At 70.0% G+C, this 14950-nt stretch carries 13 protein-coding genes; 3 read left to right on the top strand and 10 right to left on the bottom strand.

The window, feature by feature from the left end; genetic code table 11:
- From ftsW to RWP81_RS07165, 9 genes are all read right to left on the bottom strand, one after another.
- The coding region (gene ftsW, locus RWP81_RS07205; protein ID WP_314454139.1) for a putative lipid II flippase FtsW at nucleotides 1-1185 on the bottom strand (1185 nt) is incomplete at its 3' end.
- An 11-nt stretch (nucleotides 1186-1196) separates the two neighbouring features.
- Complete coding sequence (murD, locus tag RWP81_RS07200; RefSeq protein WP_399540561.1) at nucleotides 1197-2732, bottom strand: UDP-N-acetylmuramoyl-L-alanine--D-glutamate ligase; 1536 nt, start codon at nucleotides 2730-2732, stop codon at nucleotides 1197-1199.
- The gene (gene mraY / locus RWP81_RS07195) at nucleotides 2714-3820 is read right to left on the bottom strand and encodes a phospho-N-acetylmuramoyl-pentapeptide-transferase (protein WP_055957487.1); all 1107 of its coding nucleotides are present in this window, start codon (nucleotides 3818-3820) and stop codon (nucleotides 2714-2716) included. The genes murD and mraY overlap by 19 nt, the downstream gene beginning before the upstream one ends.
- The gene (murF, locus tag RWP81_RS07190) at nucleotides 3817-5229 is read right to left on the bottom strand and encodes a UDP-N-acetylmuramoyl-tripeptide--D-alanyl-D-alanine ligase (protein ID WP_314454135.1); all 1413 of its coding nucleotides are present in this window, start codon (nucleotides 5227-5229) and stop codon (nucleotides 3817-3819) included. The genes mraY and murF overlap by 4 nt, the downstream gene beginning before the upstream one ends.
- Before the next feature lie 64 nt (nucleotides 5230-5293).
- Nucleotides 5294-7087 carry a penicillin-binding protein 2 gene (locus RWP81_RS07185; RefSeq protein WP_314454133.1) on the bottom strand — a complete coding sequence of 598 codons (1794 nt, stop codon included), beginning with the start codon at nucleotides 7085-7087 and terminating at the stop codon, nucleotides 5294-5296.
- Nucleotides 7088-7092: 5 nt separating this feature from the next.
- Entirely contained in the window at nucleotides 7093-7719 is a 627-nt protein-coding gene (locus RWP81_RS07180; RefSeq protein WP_314454131.1) for a hypothetical protein, read from the bottom strand.
- Complete coding sequence (gene rsmH / locus RWP81_RS07175; protein ID WP_314454129.1) at nucleotides 7716-8669, bottom strand: 16S rRNA (cytosine(1402)-N(4))-methyltransferase RsmH; 954 nt, start codon at nucleotides 8667-8669, stop codon at nucleotides 7716-7718. The genes RWP81_RS07180 and rsmH overlap by 4 nt, the downstream gene beginning before the upstream one ends.
- Nucleotides 8670-8768: 99 nt before the next feature.
- Nucleotides 8769-9200 carry a division/cell wall cluster transcriptional repressor MraZ gene (gene mraZ, locus RWP81_RS07170; RefSeq protein ID WP_055957500.1) on the bottom strand — a complete coding sequence of 144 codons (432 nt, stop codon included), beginning with the start codon at nucleotides 9198-9200 and terminating at the stop codon, nucleotides 8769-8771.
- 386 nt (nucleotides 9201-9586) lie between these two features.
- Complete coding sequence (locus tag RWP81_RS07165) at nucleotides 9587-9982, bottom strand: DUF3040 domain-containing protein (RefSeq protein ID WP_314454124.1); 396 nt, start codon at nucleotides 9980-9982, stop codon at nucleotides 9587-9589.
- A 64-nt stretch (nucleotides 9983-10046) separates the two neighbouring features.
- Here RWP81_RS07165 and RWP81_RS07160 point away from each other — a divergent pair, with 64 nt between their 5' ends.
- Complete coding sequence (locus tag RWP81_RS07160) at nucleotides 10047-11126, top strand: polyprenyl synthetase family protein (RefSeq protein ID WP_314454121.1); 1080 nt, start codon at nucleotides 10047-10049, stop codon at nucleotides 11124-11126.
- Between the two features lie 107 nt (nucleotides 11127-11233).
- Here the strand turns inward: RWP81_RS07160 and RWP81_RS07155 are convergent, their stop codons facing one another.
- Nucleotides 11234-11578, bottom strand: coding sequence for an Rv2175c family DNA-binding protein (locus RWP81_RS07155; protein WP_314454118.1), 345 nt, complete (start codon nucleotides 11576-11578; stop codon nucleotides 11234-11236).
- Between the two features lie 207 nt (nucleotides 11579-11785).
- Here RWP81_RS07155 and RWP81_RS07150 point away from each other — a divergent pair, with 207 nt between their 5' ends.
- Both RWP81_RS07150 and pknB read left to right on the top strand, forming a co-directional pair.
- Nucleotides 11786-12763: a LysM peptidoglycan-binding domain-containing protein gene (locus tag RWP81_RS07150; protein ID WP_314454115.1), complete on the top strand. Its 978-nt coding sequence runs from the start codon at nucleotides 11786-11788 to the stop codon at nucleotides 12761-12763.
- A gap of 60 nt (nucleotides 12764-12823) precedes the next feature.
- A complete protein-coding gene (gene pknB / locus RWP81_RS07145) occupies nucleotides 12824-14776 on the top strand; it encodes a Stk1 family PASTA domain-containing Ser/Thr kinase (RefSeq protein WP_314454113.1) in 1953 nt (650 codons plus the stop codon).
- Nucleotides 14777-14950 lie beyond the last annotated feature (174 nt).

Below are 14950 nucleotides of genomic sequence, written 5' to 3'. Positions count from 1 at the left end.
GTCGGGGAGCGTGCGCGCGCACGACAGCAGCACGCCGCACGCGATCAGCACCGACAGCAACGATGTTCCGCCCTGCGACATGAACGGCAGCGGCACACCCAGAACGGGGAAGATGCGCAGCACGACGCCGATGTTGACCAGCGCCTGGCCGACGATCCAGAGCGTGATCGCCCCCGCGATGATGCGCACGAACGTGTCGTCGGTGCGGCGGATGATGCGGAACGCACCCACCGCGAACAACGCGAACAGCACGAGCACGACGATGCACCCGATGAGGCCCAATTCTTCGCCGATGATGGCGAAGATGTAGTCGTTGGCCGCGGCCGGGAGCCAGTCGTACTTCTCTTTCGAGTTGCCCAGGCCGAGACCGAACAGCCCGCCGCTCGCCAGGCCCCACACGCCGTGCAGCGACTGGTAGCAGGTCGTGTAGTAGCACGACGCGTCGTCGGGCACGAAGAGACTGCCGATGCGCTCCATGCGGTTCTCGCTGCCGATGGCCGACAACAGCACCACGACGACCGAGAGCACGGCCGGCACGATGAACATGCGCAGCTTGATGCCGGCGAAGAACAGCGCACCCAGCACGACCAGAACGAGGATCATGACCGTGCCGAGGTCTCTTCCGCCGAGCACGGTACCAATGACCAGCACCGACAGGGGTACGACCGGGATGAACACGTGCGCCCATGAGGTGAGCAGCCGGCGTTTGCGGTACAGCACGGCGCCCATCCACAGCGCCACCGCGAGCTTCAGGAACTCGGCGGGCTGGAACTGGAAGCCGCCGATCGCCACCCAGTTGCGGTTGCCGTTCGCGGCGATGCCGAGCCCGGGCACGTACACCAGCAGCTGGAACGCCGTAGCGAAGATGAGGGCGGGCCAGGCGATCCTTTGCCAGAACCTCATGCGCGCACGGCTGAGGACGAACATGAGCGGGATGCCGACGATCGCGAACACGCTCTGCTTCATCACGTGGTCGAAGGGGCTCTGCCCCCCGTCCAGCGCAGAGGTCGCCGACAGCACCATGACCAGACCGAAGCCCGTCAGCAGCAGCGCCGCCGAAGCGATCAGCAGGAACTCTGTCGACACCGGACGGAAAGCCCGCCCCAGCGAGACGCGAGCGATCAGCCCGCCCCGCTCGGGCTGGTCATCGGGGGCCTGCCGGGGAGGGGGCGCCGTCGTGGTCACGCGTGTCCCCCTCAGTCGTTCGGTCGAATCGCTCCGTCGCCCCGACCCGCGATCCACGCCCGCACCGCGTCAGCGAAGCGCTCGCCGCGGTCGGAGTAGGACGAGAACTGGTCGAAGGATGCCGCCGCGGGAGCCAGGAGCACGGTGTCTCCGTCCCGGGCCACACCCGCCGCCAGTTCGACGACCTGGGCCATGACGTCTTCAGTCTCGGTGTGGTCGACCTCGAACAGCGGCACCGCCGGGGCGTGTCGTGCGAACGCCGCGACGATGTCGCCGCGCTCGGTGCCGATCACGATCGCCGCGCGCACGGCGTCGCCCCGGGAGCGCACGAGTTCGCTCAGGTCGACGCCCTTCAGCAGTCCCCCCACGACCCAGACGGCGCCGGGGTACGCGGCGAGCGAGGAGGCGGCCGCGTGCGGGTTGGTGGCCTTGGAATCATCGACCCACGTGACACCGGCGTGCGCGCCGACGACCTGGATGCGATGAGGATCGAGGCGGAAGCGCTCGAGGGTGTCGTGGATGTGCGCCGGCGTCGCGCCGAGCGAGCGCGCGAGGGCGCTCGCGGCGAGGATGTTGGCCACGACGTGCGGGGCGGCGAGCCCGTGCGCGGCGAGGTCGGCGACCGTGGTGAGTTCGAGGGCCGAGGTGGCCCGCTCCTCGAGGAAGGCGCGATCGACGAGGATGCCGTCGACGACCCCGAGGTCGCTGGGGCCCGGGACGCCGAGATCGAAGCCGATGGCGCGCGCACCCTCCATGACCTCGGCATCTTCCACCATCGTCCGGGTCGCGACGTCGGCCTTGTTGTAGACGCAGGCAACACGCGTGCGGGCGTAGACGCCGGCCTTCGCATCGCGGTAGGCGTCTGCGCCGCCGTGCCACTCGAGGTGGTCGTCGGCGAGGTTGAGGCACACCGCCGCGTGCGGTGCCAGCGCGTCGGCACCGCTCTGCAGGTTGAGGTACCAGAGCTGGTGGCTCGACAGCTCGACGACCAGGGCGTCGAAGCCGCCCGGATCGCGCATGGCGTCGAGCACGGGGGTGCCGATGTTGCCGACGGGGGCGGCCCGGAGGCCGGCGGTGACCAGCATCTCGGCCGTCAGGCGTGTCGTGGTGGTCTTGCCGTTGGTACCCGTGATCAGCACCCAGTCGGCGGGGCGCCCGTCGGCGCGAACGACCTTGTCGCGCACGCGCCACGCGAGCTCCACGTCGCCCCACAGGGCGATGCCCGTCTCCTGCGTCCAATGGATGACCGGGTGGTGGGGCGCGAAGCCGGGGGAAGCGATGACGACCTCGGGCGCGAAGTCGACGAGGGCGGCGGGCACGGCATCCAGCGGGCCCTCGTACAGGTCGACGCCGAGCACGGGCAGGAGCCGCGCGTACTCGGCATCCGCCCGCTCCGTGGCCACGAGCACGACGGCGCCGAGCTCGGAGAGGGTGTCGGCGACCGAGAAACCCGTGACCGACAGGCCGAGCACGGCGACGCGCAGGCCCTTCCAGTCGGCGTGCCAGCTGGTGAGCGAGGAGAGGTCGGTCATACGCGTGAAAGCCATTCGACGTAGAAGAATCCGATGCCCGAGACGGCGAGGAGGCCGGCGATGATCCACATGCGCACGACGATCGTGACCTCGGGCCAGCCGCGCATCTCGAGGTGGTGGTGCAGCGGACTCATGAGGAACAGGCGCTTGCCCTTGGTGGCCTTGAAGTACGCCCGCTGAAGGATCACCGAGCCCGAAGCGATGACGTAGACGCCGGCGATCAGCACGAGCAGGATCTCGGTGCGGGTGAGGATCGCCATGGCGGCGATCACACCGCCGATGGCCATCGATCCGCAGTCGCCCATGAAGACCTTCGCCTTCGGCGCGTTCCACCAGAGGAATCCGACCAGTGCGCCGACGAACGCGGCCGACACGATCGCCAGATCGAACGGGTCGCGCACGGCGTAGCATCCGGCCTGCACCGCGGGGTCGAGCACATCGGCGCACATCTGCTTGTTCTGCCAGAAGGCCATGAGGCTGTAGGCGCCGACGACGAAGATGCCGGAGCCGGCGGCGAGACCGTCGAGCCCGTCGGCGACATTGACCGAATTGGATGCCGCCGTGCCGATGAACGAGATCCACGCCAGGTACAGCAGCCAGCCGAGCACGGGACCCAGGGCGAAGAGCGAGAGCACCTGGATGTCGCGGAAGACGGAGATGTACTCGGAAGCGGGCGTCTGGCCGAAGTTGTTGGGGAAGTTCAGGGCGACGACCGCGAAGGGGACCGTCACGATGATCTGGCCGGCGATCTTGCGCCAGCCCGACAGGCCCAGGCTGTTCTGGTGGCGCACCTTCATGTAGTCGTCGATGAAGCCGACCACGCCGAATCCGAGCATGAGCCACAGCACCAGCAGCCCCGACAGCGTCGGCGGATTGTTGCCGGCGTAGGACCCGATGAGGTAGCCGATCATCGTGCCGAGGATGAAGATCGTGCCGCCCATGGTGGGCGTGCCGCGCTTGGCCCCGTGAGAGGGGTTGTGCACGTTCTCGGGCGTACGGATGACCTGACCCCAGCCCCACCGCCGGAACCATCGGAGGAACACCGGTGTGAGGAACAGGGTGAAGGCGAGCGAGATCGCCGCTGCTGTCAGAAGTGATCTCACGCGAACAAGTCTCCCAGACGGTCGCCGAGATGCCGGAGCCCCGCCGAGTTGGACGACTTCACCAGCACGCGGTCACCGTCGCGCAGTTCGGTCGAGAGGTAGTCGTACGCGGCGTCGGCGTCGGGGAAGAAGACGGCCTCGCCGTCCCACGACCCCTGGGCGATGGCCTCGAGGTACATGCGGCGGGCCTCGGGACCGATGACGACGATGCGCTGGATGCGCAGGCGCACGGCCAGGAGCCCCACGCGGTCGTGCTCCTCGTCGGCGTACTCGCCCAGCTCGCTCATGGCCCCGAGCACGGCGACCGTGCGTTCGCCGGGGCCGGTGATCTGCGCGAGGGTGCGAAGGGCAGCGGCCATCGAGTCGGGGCTGGCGTTGTAGGCGTCGTTGATGATGCGCACACGGTCGGAACCCAGCGGCTGCATACGCCACCGCTCGGCGATCTCGACCGTCTCGAGGCGCGCGATGGCCTCAGCCGTCGGCACACCCAGGGCGGTGGCGGCGGCGAGGGCGGCGAGGGCGTTCATGACGTGGTGCTCGCCCAGCACGCGAAGCGTCAGGGTGTACGCCTGCCCGTCGACGAGCAGGTCGGCGCGTGTTCCGGATGCCGAGACCTCGACGTCGACGGCACGCACCTCGGCGCGCTCGCTGCGGCCGAACCAGCGCACTCCCTGACCGCGCTCACGCGCGATGGGCTCCATCGCGGCGACCCGCGGGTCGTCGACGTTGAGCACGGCGAGGCCTCCCTCGCGGGTGGCGCGCACGAGCTCGCTCTTGGCGTGGAAGGTCGACTCGATGCCGCCGAACCCGCCGGCGTGGGCCATCCCCACCATGAGCACGACGCCGATGTCGGGGGTCACGAGACCCGCGAGGTGCGCGATCGCACCCGGGGCGCTCGCACCGAACTCGCTCACGAGGTAGCGGGTGGCATCCGTCACGCGGAGCATCGTCAGAGGGGCGCCGACCTCGTTGTTGAACGACGCCCGCGGCGACACCGTCTCGCCCGCGCCCTCGAGGATGCGCGCGAGCAGGTTCTTGGTGGTGGTCTTGCCGTTGGAGCCCGTGACACCGACGATCCTCAGCTCGCCCGCGGCACGCACCCGGGCCACGACGTCGCGAGCGAGGTCGCTGAGGGCGGCCACGACATCGGGCACCACGATCTGGCTGACCTCGTCGTCGAGCTCGCGCTCGACGATCGCCAGCACCGCTCCACGCTCGACGGCGGTGCCGACGAACAGGTGACCGTCGGTGGTCTCGCCGGGCTTGGCGACGAAGATGTCGCCGGGCGCGATCAGGCGGGAGTCGGTGTCGACCAGGCCCGAGACGAGGGTGTCGCCGGTGTCGCCGCGGCGCGCGACGAGACGACCGCCGAGCACGTCGGCGATGTGGGAGAGGCTGAGAGAGATCATTGGTGTGCGGACGCCCTTTCCGATGTCGCATTCGTTACCGAGACGAGACCGGTGTGCGGGTGTCTCAGCCGAACTTGGGCAGTTCGGGGGTCGTGGTTCCGGACGGGATGACCCGGTAGGTCTTGAGGACCTGCGTCAGGGCCTTCTGGAACGCGGGCGCGGTGGCCGCCGACGATTTTACCGTCCGCGGTTCGTCGAGGTTGACCTCGACGACGTACTGCGGGTCGTCGGCGGGGGCGAAACCGATCATCGTGGTGAAGTAGGCGTCGGACTTGTAGGCGCCCGTGACCGGGTCGGTCTTCTCACCGGTACCGGTCTTGATCGCCACGCGGTACCCGGGGATCGCGACCTGGTCGGCGAGCGTGCCCTGGGTCGCGACGTTCTCGAGCATCTGCGAGACCGTGTCGGCGGCGTTCTCCGACACGACCCGCTCGCCCTGGGCGTCGGGCACGTCGGTGACGGTGCCGTCGGCCGCGGTGCAACCTTCGACGAGGGTCAGCGGCATCCGCACTCCCCCGTTGGCGATGGTCTGGTAGGCGCCCGCGAGCTGGGGCACGGTGACGGCGAGACCCTGTCCGAAGGTGGTGTTGTAGAAGGTCTGCTTGTCCCATGCCGCGGGATCGCGCAGGATGCCGGACGACTCGCCGGGGAAGCCGACCGCCGTCTGCTGCGTCAGCCCGAATTTCTCGAGGTACGAGACGCGGGTGTCGAGCGGGATCATGTCGCCGAACTTCGAGATGCCGACGTTCGAGGAGTCGATGAGCACGCCCGTGAGGGTGTAGCGGTTCTCGGGGTGCGCGAACGAGTCGGAGACGCGCGCTCCGTCGCCGAACTCCTCGCGCGACGACGCCGTGACCGTGGTGTCGGACGTGAAGGAACCGCTGTCGAGGCCGATGGCCGCCGTGATGGCCTTCATCGTCGATCCGGGCTCGTTCGGGTCTCCGAATGCGGCGCTGCCGCGGTCGGATTCCGGCGTCGCGGTGGGGTCGTTGGGGTCGACCGTGGGGTACTCCGCCAGCGCCCGGATCTTGCCGGTCTTCGCCTCGACGACGGTGATCGTGCCCCGCAACGACCCGGTGTTCTGCACCTGCTCGGCGATGAGTTGGCCGAGGTACCACTGCAGGTCGCGGTCGATGGTGAGCTGAAGAGTGCCACCGTCGACGGCGGACTGGGTCACGGTCTCGGTGCCCGGGAGCACCACGCCGGAGGGACTCTTCTGGAAGACCACCTTGCCGTTGGTGGATGCCAGGCACGAGTCGTCCGCCGACTCCAGGCCCGCGAGCGCCTGGCCGTCGCTGCCGACGAAGCCGAGGAGATTCCCGCCGACGGCGCCGTCGGGGTACACCCGACCCGCTTGCGGGGGGAAGCTGAGGAAGGGCAGACCGAGGTCGGCGAGGGCGCGGTACTGCTCGGTCGAGACGGCCTTGGCGATGACCGCATACTGCGAGTCGGGGTCGTCGGCCACGGCATCCGTCACGATCTTCTGCACGTCTCGCGCGTCTTGACCGAGGACGGAGCCGATGCGCGCGGCGAGCTCCGGCCACGCCGTCGTGACCTCGTTGCCGTCGTCGTCGTAGGTGGTCACGCCGTCGACGGCGAGGGACGGGTCGATCTGCACGTCGTAGCGGTTGATGCTCGTCGCCAGCGGCGTGCCGTTCGCGTCGACGATGGGGCCGCGCGAGGCGTACAGGGTGCGCGAGGACTGCAGACCCATCGAGAGCGAATTGTCCACGTGCTCGCGGGCGTTCACGACCTGGATGTCGATCAGTCGCACCACGAAGGCGACGAGCACGATCAACACGACCGCGAGGGCGACGACGGTGCGACGCCGCGGGGATCGGGAGGTGGCTGTCGTCATGGCTCTCATCGTGTCGCGGGGGTGGGCAGACCGTCGCTGATCGGCGGGGGTGTCGCGGATCCGGCGTCCGGGGCCGTCGGCTCGGTCGGGGCCGTGGCCGCCGCCTCGGGGGTCGTGCCGCCGGTCTCGGTGGTCGCAGCGGTCGGATCGGTGACCAACGGCACCCCCGCGATGAGGGCGTTGCCGACCGAACCGCGGCCCTTGGCATCCACCGACGACGTCGTGTCTGCCGGCTTGTCGGAACCGACGACGGCACCGTCGCTCAGACGCAGGTAGGTGGGCGACTCGTCGATGACCATCCCGAGGGCGGCGGCGTTGGCGGCCAGGTACTGCGGGGAGTTCAGGCCTGCCGTCTCGTCGAAGAGGATCTGCTTCTGGTAGGTGAGGTCGCGCTGCTGCTGCGTGAGCGAGGCGATCTCGAACGAGCTCTGCGTGGTCAGGATGCCGAGCCCCATCTGCGCGAGCACGATCACCACGGCGCCCGAGACGGCGGTGATGCCGAACAGCCGCCGCGGTACCCGCCGACGGGCGGGGGCCGGGACGACGGTGAGACGACGCTCGCGGACGGGGGTAGGGAAGTCGGGGAGGAAGTCGTCGACGACCCGGGGGTCGATGGCCGGGGATGCACTCATACGTCCTCCTGGATCCTCTCGGCCGCGCGCAGACGCACGGGGGTGGCGCGGGGGTTGACCGCGCGTTCTTCGTCGCTCGCGAGCTCGGCGCCGCGCACGAGCAACCGGAACTTCGGCGCGTGTTCGGGCAGCTCCACGGGCAGCCCCCGGGGAGCGGTCGACGTCGACGCCGCAGCGAATACGCGCTTGACCAGACGGTCTTCCAGCGACTGGTACGACAGCACGACGATGCGCCCGCCGACGCCCAGGACACCGAGGGCGGCGGGAATCGTGCGTTCGAGCACCGACAGTTCGGCGTTGACCTCGATGCGCAGGGCCTGGAAGACGCGCTTGGCCGGGTGACGCTCGCGCAGCACGGCGGCCGGAGTGGCCGCCTGCAGCACCTCGACGAGTTCGGCCGAGCGTTCCAGCGGTGCCGTCGTGCGGGCGGCGATGATGGCGCGGGCGTAGCGTCCGGCGAGCTTCTCTTCGCCGTAGCGCTCGAAGATCCGACGCAGGTCGCCCTCGCCGTAGGTGGCGAGCACCTCGGCGGCGGTGACGCCGGTGGTCTGATCCATGCGCATGTCGAGGGGCGCGTCCTGCGCGTAGGCGAAGCCGCGGGAGGCCTCGTCGAGCTGGAGGGATGACACCCCGAGGTCGAACAGGATGCCGTCGACCTTGTCGACGCCGGCGGATGCCACGGCCTCGGCGATCCCGTCGTAGACGGTGTGCACCAGGGCCACGCGGTCGCCGAACCGTGCGAGCCGCTCCCCCGCGATCCGCAGGGCATCGGTGTCGCGGTCGAGGCCGATGAGGCGCGCCTCGGGAAAACGCTCGAGGAAGGCCTCGGAGTGCCCGCCCATTCCGAGCGTGCCGTCGACGAACACGGCGCCGGGCTTGTGCAGAGCGGGCCCGAGCAGATCGGCGCAGCGATCGAGCAGGACGGGGGTGTGGATGTCGCGGATGTCCATGATGACGGGGTCCGATCCTTCGGCTCTGATCCCCATCCGCATCGACCTGGCGCCGGGGAAGTGCGTCAGGGCGTGCGGCTGGGCATCACAGCCGGAGGGTCAGAACAGTCCCGGGATCACCTCCTGCTCCATCTCGGCGTACGTGTCTTCGTTGCTCTCCGCATAGGCGTTCCAGGCCTCGGCGTCCCAGATCTCGGCGTGGGCGCCGACGCCGGTGACGACGAGCTCGCGACCGAGACCGGCGTAGCTGCGCAGGGCCGGGGGGACGGTGATGCGGTTCTGGCTGTCGGGCTTCTCGGCGCTGGCCCCCGAGAGGAACATGCGCAGGAAGTCGCGGGCCTGCTTGTTGCTGAGCGGAGCCTCGCGGATCCGCTCGTGCACGCGCTCGAACTCCTCGGTGCTGAACACGTAGAGGCAGCGGTCCTGCCCCCGGGTGATCACCACTCCGGCGCCGAGATCGTCGCGGAACTTCGCGGGCAGGATGACGCGCCCCTTGTCATCGAGCTTGGGAGTGTGCGTGCCGAGCAGCATTCGGGCACCCACCCCCCTTCGTCCGGCCTGCGAAGTTTCCCCCACTTTACTCCACTGGCCTCCACTTAGCTATCGAAAGCGGCATCTTCCGTTCGAAGTCGCCGACGTGTACGGTGCGGGCCGCCCCTCGCGACGACGCGCGAAATTCGCGGAATGACGGGGTTCTCCGGGTAAGCGGAGTCGGCGAGACGGCGCCCGTGGAGGAAAAGGGAGGGCTCGGCCGCTCCCCAGTCCACCGCAGGCCTGAACCGGCGGTGAGGGCGCCACTCGCCGGCGGCTCCTCGGCGGGTCACCGAACCCGGAGAAGACGTGCGCGGGCCACGCCCCGGGCGCACGAAAAAGCACCGGCTCCGAAGAGCCGGTGCTTCACAAGGAATCGGGGAGGGTTACTGCCCCTCGTTGCGGCGGTCCCACCGTTCGTTCATGCGGTCCATGAACGTCGAGCCCGAGGCACGCGCTGCCCGCGGCTTGGCGCCGCCGGATGCTCCGGCACCGGGGGCGGTGGCGACCGACCCGCGCGTGGGTGTCACCGCGAAGATCACGCCGCCGACCATCAGGAGGAAGCCGAGCACACCGATCGCGATGCCGAGGAAGCCCGTATTGAAGCCGATCGACACGCCCACCACCAGGGCGCCGAGCCCGGCGAGCACCAGGATCGAGCCGAGGACGATGTTGCGGTAGCTCAGGGCGCGACTGGGGGCGGTGACGACATCTGTGTCGTTACTCATGAGATGGCGCTCCATCTCATCCAGCAGACGCTGCTCCTGTTCGGAGAGTGGCATGCATCCCCCTCTATTCTTCGATGCGGACGATTCTACGTGGGGCGAGGATCACTAGGCTAGGCCCGTGCCGACCTCGCCGGAACCGATCGAAGCTGTTTCCCAGCGACTCGACAACTTCCTCACCGAACAGCTATTGTACGCCGCCGCTCTCGGTCCGGAGGCAGAGATGCTCACGCGATCCGGCGCGTCCGCGCTCCGCGGCGGAAAACGTCTGCGCGCGCGCTTCTGCCTCACCGGCTGGGGGGCCGTGCGCCCGGCACCCGCCGGCTTCGACGACGCCGCCCTCGCCGTGGCCACCTCTCTCGAGATCTTCCACGCGGCCGCCCTCGTGCACGACGACCTCGTCGACAATTCCGACACCCGTCGCGGACAACCCGCGGCGCATCGCGCCCTGCAGGCCGCGCACCGGGACGCGGGCTGGACGGGCGACTCCGACACGTTCGGGCGCTCAGGGGCCATCCTGCTCGGCGACCTCCTCGTGGCGTGGAGCGACGACCTGCTCGAGGAGGGCCTGCGCGGCTCCCCCACCGCCGATGCGACCCGGCGGGCATACGCGCAGATGCGCCGCGACGTCACCATCGGACAGTTCCTCGACGTGGCGGAGGAGTCCGCGTACACCGTCCACCCCGACGACACGCATGCCGAACGCGCCCTGCGGGTGGCCTCGTACAAGTCGGCGCGCTACAGCATCCAGCAGCCGCTGCAGATCGGTGCGGCGCTCGGCGGTGCCGCTCACGCGCAGAGCGACGCGCTGGGCCGGTTCGGCCACGACGTGGGCATGGCGTTCCAGCTGCGCGACGACGTGCTCGGCGTCTTCGGCGACAGCGCCGTGACGGGAAAGCCCGTGGGCGACGATCTGCGCGAGGGCAAGCGCACCGTGCTGGTGGCCTACGCCCGCGAAGCCGTCTCCCCGCAGGAGCGTCAGGCGATCGACCAGCGGCTGGGCGACCCGGCTCTGGATGCCGAGCAGATCGGCATCCTGCAGCGAACGATCGTCGACAGCGGCGCGCTCGCGCGTACCGAGGAGCTCATCGCCCACTACGCCCGTCGCGCCGACCTCGCTCTCGCTGAAGCACCGCTGCGAGCCGATGCGGTCGACGAGTTGCGGACGCTCGCCCGCGCGGCCACGGATCGCGCGGCCTGACCGAGCGCCGGCGGTGACCGTCGGCGCAGCCGGATCAGCCGTCGGTGCCGACGCCTGACCGGCTCATGCCACGGTTCGGCCGCGACCGACTCCGCCCTCTCGAAAGCTCAGGCGAGGGTCGCGGCGACCCGGCGCACCTCGCTCTTGCGTCCCGCACGCAGAGCCTCGATGGGGGCGACGCCGATCGTCTGCTCCGGCGTGAGCAACCAGTCGATGGTCTCGTCGGGGTCGAACCCGGCGTCGTGCAGCACGATGATCGTGCCGCGCAGCGCGGGCAGCGGGCGCCCCTCGGCGAGGAACACGGAGGGCACCTTGAACACACCGTCACGGCGGGATCCGACGAGGTAGTCCTCGTCGATCAGTCGACGCACCCGGCCGAGGGGCTCGTCGAGGAGCTCCACGAGGTCGGGGATCGTCAGCCAGTCGGTTTCGTAACGGGTCGTCTCTGTCACGTTGCAACTATCTCACCCTCCGCCGACGGCGCGCCTCGGCCCTGTCCTCCGCCGACGGCACGCCTCGGCCCGATCCTCTGCCGACGGTACACCTCCGCGACGTCGTCGTCACTCGTGTCACATCCGTCACATGCGCCTCACACGTTGACATCCGTATCGCGGCATGCGAGCGTGGCGGGCAGTCTGACGAACGGAAATCCCCCCACCATGCGACGACTCCCCTTCCCTGCCCCGCCGACGACCCGACGCGTCGTCGCCGCTTGGCCCGCCGCCGTGGCGGGCACCATCGCCCTGAGCCTCGCCGGAGAAGGCGCGGCCCATGCGGCACCCCCGGCGCCGCCCCTCAGCTCCCTGCCGACCGCACCCCTCAAGGTGCTTCCGGTGCTCACCGCCCTGACCGGCACCGTCACCTACACCGTGCAGCCCGGCGACACCGTGTGGGGCATCGCCCGCGCCAATGGTCTCGACGTCGCCTCGGTGCAGGCGGCGAACGGACTCGGCCCCGACAGCGTCATCCGCCCCGGCCAGGTGCTCGTGCTGGGCGGCGCACCCGCCGCCCCCGCCGCTCCGGCCCCGGCCCCCGCGGCCGTGACACACGAGGTGCAGCCCGGCGACACCATCTCGGCGATCGCGAGCGCCAACGGCGTGTCGCTCGATGCGGTCCTCAGCGCGAACGGCCTCACCCGCGCGTCGATCATCTATCCCGGCGACGTCCTGCAGATCCCCTCCGGCGCTCCCGCCGCGGCCTCCGCCGCCGTCGCCGCAGTCACCGCCCCCGGCCTCGACGCCGAGCAGTCCGACAACGCCCGATTGATCATCCGCATCGGTCGAGAGCTCGGCGTCTCCGACCACGGCATCCGGATCGCCCTCGGCACCGCGATGCAGGAGTCGTGGCTGCGAAACCTCGACTGGGGCGACCGCGACTCGCTCGGTCTCTTCCAGCAGCGTCCGAGCATGGGCTGGGGCACCCCCGAGCAGATCCGCGATCCCGACCGCGCGACGCGCGTGTTCTACGGCGGCCCGTCCGACCCCAACGGTTTCACGACACGGGGCCTTCTCGACATCCCCGGCTGGGAGCAGATGGCGTACGCCGATGCGGCGCAGGCCGTGCAGATCTCGGCCTACCCCGATCGCTACGCGCAGTGGGAGCAGCCCGCCACCACGTGGCTCGCGGTTCTGGGCTGAGTCGCGGCCCACGGTGAGCCGTTGCCCGGGCTCACAGGGGCCGCTCCGTAGACTCGACCCGTGAGCACGAGTCAGCAGGCAGACCCGCTGATCGGCCGTCTCGTCGACGGCCGGTACCGGGTGCGCGCGCGCATCGCGCGCGGCGGCATGGCGACCGTGTACGTCGCCACCGACCTGCGGCTCGAGCGTCGGGTGGCGCTGAAGGTGATGCACGGCCACCTCAGTGACGACACCGTGTTCCAGAGCCGGTTCATCCAGGAGGCCCGCTCCGCCGCGCGTCTGAGCGATCCGCACGTGGTGAACGTGTTCGACCAGGGCCAGGACGGCGAGATGGCCTACCTGGTCATGGAGTACCTCCCCGGCATCACGCTGCGCGAACTCCTGCGCGAGCACCGACGACTCACGATCGATCAGACCCTGACGATCATGGATGCCATCCTGTCGGGGCTCTCCGCCGCCCACCGTGCCGGCATCGTGCACCGCGACGTGAAACCCGAGAACGTGCTCCTCGCCGAGGACGGCCGCATCAAGATCGGCGATTTCGGCCTCGCGCGGGCGACGACCGCGAACACCGCCAGCGGCGCGCAGCTGATGGGCACCATCGCCTACCTCGCACCCGAACTCGTCACGCGCGGCACCGCCGACGCCCGCAGCGACATCTATTCACTCGGCATCATGCTCTACGAGATGCTCACCGGCGAGCAGCCCTACAAGGGCGAGCAGCCCATGCAGATCGCCTACCAGCACGCGACCGACTCGGTCCCGCGTCCGAGCGTGAAGAACCCGTCGGTGCCCGAACAGCTCGACGAGCTCGTGCTCTGGGCCACCGAGCGCCGGCCCGATGACCGTCCTCTCGACGCCGGCACGATGTTGGAGCGCCTGCGCGCGGTCGAGAAGGAGCTGGGGCTCGCCCCTCAGGTCGCCCGCGCCGTCGCCGTCGGCACCACCGGGGCCGCCAGCGCCGCCGAATCGCGCGAGCTCACCAAGGTGCTCCCCCAGACCGCGTCACTGCCCGTCGCCACCGCCGAAGAGCCCGACAACGCCACGCGATTGCGCACCCGCACCCGCCGCCGCACCACCCGGGGCGTCTGGACTCTCGTGGTCGTGCTGCTGCTGGCCGTCGGCGCGGCGGGTACCGGTTGGTATTTCGGCTCGGGCCCCGGATCCCTCGTGGCCGTTCCCGACGTGTCGCAGCGGACCTTCGCCGACGCCGAGACGCTGCTGGCGACCAACCAGCTGCGCGCGCAAGCGCAAGAGGTCAACGACCGCGACATCCCCTCGGGAACGACGGTGGGGTCCGACCCCGCGCCGGGTGCGCGCCTCGACAAGGACGCGCTCGTGACCGTGTACGTCTCCGTCGGCCCCGCCACGCATCAGATCCCCGCTCTCGCCGGCAAGAGCGCCGACGAGGTGAACGGCATCTTCGCGGCCGCGTTCGTCGGCGTCTCTGACGAGCCCGCGCGGGAGTTCTCGGATGCCGGCGACGGCACCGTGCTGTCGGCATCCGTCATCCCCCGATCCGGCGGCGACGCCATCGGCTGCACCGACGGCTGCACCGTGTACGAGGGCGACGCGGCATCGCTGGTCGTGTCGCTGGGTCCTCTCCCCGACGTCTCCGGCGAGTCGCAGTCACGTGCCGAGCGCACGCTCGACGAGGCCGGCCTCGCCACCTCGATCTCGGAACGGTACAGCGACAGCGTGGCATCCGGGGTCGTCATCGGAATCGGCGACCGCGACGGCGAGGGCAACTGGCGCCCCGGTGACACCGTGCCCTTGATCGTGTCGATCGGGCCGGAGCCGGTGGAGATCCCCGGAAACGTCGTGGGGATGACCATCCGCGAGGCGGTGACGGCGCTGGAGGGACTCGGGTTCGAGGTGAACGCGGGCATCGACGACGGCACGCTGCCGCTCGGCTTCACGTACTGGGACATCTACAAGGTGCGGGCCACGAACCCCAAGGCGGGCGAGACCGCCCCCAAGGGCAGCACCATCACCCTGACGCCGACACTGTAGCGGGGACGCTGCGGAGATCGAGGGAGGTGGCTTCGACAAGCTCAGCCACCGATCGCGTCCGCGCGCGCACCGAGGTCCCTGAGCCCGTCGAGGTCCCTGAGCCCGTCGAAGGTCCCTGACCCCGTCGAAGGGACCGGCAGCCTCACGAACGGCGACGCCCCCGACCACAGCGGA

The organism is uncultured Microbacterium sp. (genome assembly GCF_963521695.1).
In the GTDB taxonomy this organism is placed as follows: domain Bacteria; phylum Actinomycetota; class Actinomycetes; order Actinomycetales; family Microbacteriaceae; genus Microbacterium.
The sequence above is the reverse complement of the archived record's forward strand: the minus strand, read 5'-3'. Positions and strand labels throughout refer to the sequence as shown.

Excerpts from the sequence above, each read along its gene's own strand:
- RWP81_RS07185 (WP_314454133.1), bottom strand. The coding sequence starts at position 7,087 with ATGACGACAGCCACCTCCCGATCCCCGCGGCGTCGCACCGTCGTCGCC.
- RWP81_RS07150 (WP_314454115.1), top strand. The coding sequence starts at position 11,786 with ATGCGACGACTCCCCTTCCCTGCCCCGCCGACGACCCGACGCGTCGTC.
- RWP81_RS07165 (WP_314454124.1), bottom strand. The coding sequence starts at position 9,982 with ATGCCACTCTCCGAACAGGAGCAGCGTCTGCTGGATGAGATGGAGCGC.
- rsmH (WP_314454129.1), bottom strand. The coding sequence starts at position 8,669 with ATGGACATCCGCGACATCCACACCCCCGTCCTGCTCGATCGCTGCGCC.
- mraZ (WP_055957500.1), bottom strand. The coding sequence starts at position 9,200 with ATGCTGCTCGGCACGCACACTCCCAAGCTCGATGACAAGGGGCGCGTC.
- RWP81_RS07180 (WP_314454131.1), bottom strand. The coding sequence starts at position 7,719 with ATGAGTGCATCCCCGGCCATCGACCCCCGGGTCGTCGACGACTTCCTC.
- murF (WP_314454135.1), bottom strand. The coding sequence starts at position 5,229 with ATGATCTCTCTCAGCCTCTCCCACATCGCCGACGTGCTCGGCGGTCGT.
- murD (WP_399540561.1), bottom strand. The coding sequence starts at position 2,732 with ATGGCTTTCACGCGTATGACCGACCTCTCCTCGCTCACCAGCTGGCAC.